We start from the raw sequence: 3,069 nt of genomic DNA on the forward strand, positions 1-3,069 counted from the left end.
GCTTCGACCGCGGGGCAACTGGTTCTGACGTTGGGCGACACGCGCGGGTTTCTGTTCTTTGTTCTGCCAGCGATTTTCTACTGCCTTGCCCTCGTTCCGACCGCGATTTCCACTGGCGCGGTGCCAAAGCCACTGGTCAGTGTAAGACTTGATCTCAGGGCGTTGTGGCGCAACTCGCCAGTAGCCGTGGTCGGCGTGTTTTTCGTGGGCATATCCAACAGCGCATTCGGAACTTTGGCGGCAGTTTATGCCGACCGGATTGGTCTTGCCGTCGCATCGATGGCGCTGTTTGCGAGCTTGCCATATATGGCGGGCGCTGTTTCCCAGATCCCGATTGGTTGGCTGTCAGACCGAATGGATCGCCGCATCGTTTTGGTAACGGTTGCCGCTGTTGCAATCGTATCCGACCTCTTCTTCATTCTTATCCGACCCGAAACGGTTGAAGTCAACTTGGCTCTCTCTGCACTGTTTGGAGCGGCGATCTATGCGATGTATCCGATCATCATCGCTCATGCCAATGATCACGCGCCCGAAGGGACGGCCATTCAAGTAAGCGGTGGTCTTTTGATGATCTATGGTGTTGGCTCAATCGCGGGGCCGGCCGTTGCGGGTTATGGAATGTCATATTTGGGCGGTCAGGGCCTGTTCATAACTTCGGCTTTGTCCCACGCGCTGCTGATCCTGTTCACGACAGCTCGCATTCTTACACGCCCCGCCGTCGAAGCGGACGGCAAGGCTGCGTTTGTACCCTCGCCGACAGCTCGGGCGATGACGCCAGAAACAACACTTCTTGCGGTCGGTGAAGGCGAAGATCAGGAATTGCCGACTGAAGGTTAGATGTCATTTAGGTGTTAAAAGGCGACGGTAAAGCGTGTCCACGAATTCTGAAGCGCCGTCGAACGGGTCTTCACCCCCCAAAACAGCCCGAATCTGGATGTCAAAATCCGCATAGTGCTGGGTCAGAGACCAAATCGAAAAGATCAGATGGTATGGATTGATCTGAGCCACGTGGCCTTTGTCTATCCAGTGCTGGATCAAGACCGCAGTTTTATCCACCAATGCTTTCAGGTCGGTGGACAGAACTTCATGAATATGCGGCGCGCCACGGATGATCTCATTTGCGAACAGGCGGCTTTCACGCGGATAGTCGCGGCTCATCTCCAGTTTTCGCTGGATATACGACAACAGTTCGTCCAGAGGGTTGCCTTTGGGATCTATGGCACGCAAAGGATCGAGCCAGGTATCCAGCAGTCGTTCGAGCAACGCCGAGTAGATCGCATCCTTGCTCCGGTAGTAATATAGCAGATTTGGTTTGCTCAGCCCTGATTCCACAGCGATCTGATCCACGGTTGCTCCACGGAATCCATGAGCCGAGAATACCTCCAGCGCTGCTTCGAGAATCGTAGCGCGGTTCTTTTTCTGGATGCGGGTTGGCGCGCGGTCGTCTGGCATCGCTTTTGTGTTGTCCCGTCTTTCTTACCGAAGCACGCCAAAATCGTGTATTTTTTTGGCGATACGTTGCTATTCCTTGACTGACGTCTGCCCCGTGATAGCGTGAGTTTGACCAGATGGTCAAATCAAGACATCAAAAGCGTGCCAAATAGCAAGACACAGGGGGAAAACATGGCAGCTCCGGCGCAGAATCTCAGGATCAATGGCGACAGGTTGTGGGACAGCCTGATGGAGATGGCTAAGATCGGTCCCGGTGTTGCGGGGGGGAATAACCGGCAAACTCTGACCGACGACGATGCCGAAGGTCGCGCCTTGTTCCAGAAATGGTGTGAAGAGGCCGGATGCACCATGGGCCTTGACCAGATGGGCAACATGTTTGCGCATCGTGAAGGCACCGATCCGGACGCTTTGCCGGTCTATGTGGGATCGCATCTGGATACGCAGCCGACCGGTGGAAAATATGACGGTGTGCTGGGCGTTTTGGGGGGGCTGGAAATTATCCGCACGCTCAATGATCTCGGGATCAAGACAAGACATCCCATCGTGGCGACCAACTGGACCAACGAGGAAGGGACGCGGTATGCGCCTGCGATGCTGTCGTCTGGTGTCTTTGCTGGAATGCACACGCAGGACTGGGCTTATGACCGTGAAGATGCCGAGGGCAAGAAATTCGGGGATGAACTGAACCGGATCGGTTGGCGGGGTGAGGAAGAGGTCGGCGCGCGCAAGATGCATGCTTTCTTTGAGTTGCACATCGAACAGGGTCCAATCCTTGAAGCCGAAGGCAAGGATATTGGCGTTGTCACTCACGGGCAGGGCCTGAGTTGGACGCAAATAACGATCACCGGAAAGGATGCCCATACCGGCTCGACCCCGATGCCGATGCGCAAGAATGCGGGGCTCGGTATGGCGCGGGTGTTGGAAAAGGTTGATGAGATCGCTTGGTCCCACGCGCCACACGCCGTGGGTGCGGCGGGGCACATCGATGTCTATCCAAATTCGCGTAACGTGATACCGGGCAAGGTTGTGTTTACGGTCGATTTCCGTTCGCCCGATCTGGTGGTGATCGAGGACATGGAGCGGCGATTGCGCATCGAAAGCCAGAAGATCGCCGACGAAATGGGGCTAAAGATCGCCTTCGAGAAGGTGGGCGGCTTCGACCCGGTGGAGTTCGACGAGGGTTGCGTCGCGGCGGTGCGCAACGCGGCGGAGCGGTTGGGCTATTCGCACCGCAACATCATCTCGGGCGCCGGCCATGACGCCTGCTGGATCAACCGGGTGGCGCCGACGGCGATGGTGATGTGCCCCTGCGTGGACGGGTTGAGCCACAACGAGGCCGAGGAGATCAGCAAGGATTGGGCGGCGGCCGGGGCGGATGTGCTGTTCCACGCGGTCGTGGAGACGGCGGAGATCGTGGAATAAGGGGCGTTACCCCCGTCGCCCATTGGGCGACTCCCCCGGGATTTTTTAGCTAGATGAAGCAAGCGGCGCAGACCGCATCAGGGAGTTCAAAGTGAGTACTGTTATTAAAAACGGAACTGTTGTCACCGCGGATTTGTCATACAAGGCGGATGTATTGGTCGAAGGTGGCGTGATCACCGGGATCGGGATGGGTCT

Annotated in this window: 3 protein-coding genes; 2 read left to right on the top strand and 1 reads right to left on the bottom strand. The window is 56.6% G+C overall.

Annotated features, from left to right (window positions below; genetic code table 11):
• A partial coding sequence (locus AC2FNB_RS20810) for an MFS transporter (protein WP_496748649.1) occupies positions 1–837 on the top strand: 837 nt, incomplete at its 5' end.
• A gap of 3 nt (positions 838–840) precedes the next feature.
• Here the strand turns inward: AC2FNB_RS20810 and AC2FNB_RS20815 are convergent.
• Positions 841–1,452, bottom strand: a complete 612-nt coding sequence (locus AC2FNB_RS20815; RefSeq protein WP_496748650.1) for a TetR family transcriptional regulator C-terminal domain-containing protein — start codon at positions 1,450–1,452, stop codon at positions 841–843.
• Between the two features lie 171 nt (positions 1,453–1,623).
• Between AC2FNB_RS20815 and AC2FNB_RS20820 the strand changes: the two genes are divergently transcribed.
• Positions 1,624–2,874 (top strand): Zn-dependent hydrolase, encoded by a 1,251-nt coding sequence (locus tag AC2FNB_RS20820; protein WP_496748651.1) that lies wholly within the window; start codon positions 1,624–1,626, stop codon positions 2,872–2,874.
• Positions 2,875–3,069 lie beyond the last annotated feature (195 nt).

The organism is Ruegeria sp. BHSB058, assembly GCF_059613285.1.

Bases quoted from the DNA above. Each gene is read 5' to 3' on its own strand.
- AC2FNB_RS20815 (WP_496748650.1), bottom strand. From the start codon at position 1,452: ATGCCAGACGACCGCGCGCCAACCCGCATCCAGAAAAAGAACCGCGCT.
- AC2FNB_RS20820 (WP_496748651.1), top strand. From the start codon at position 1,624: ATGGCAGCTCCGGCGCAGAATCTCAGGATCAATGGCGACAGGTTGTGG.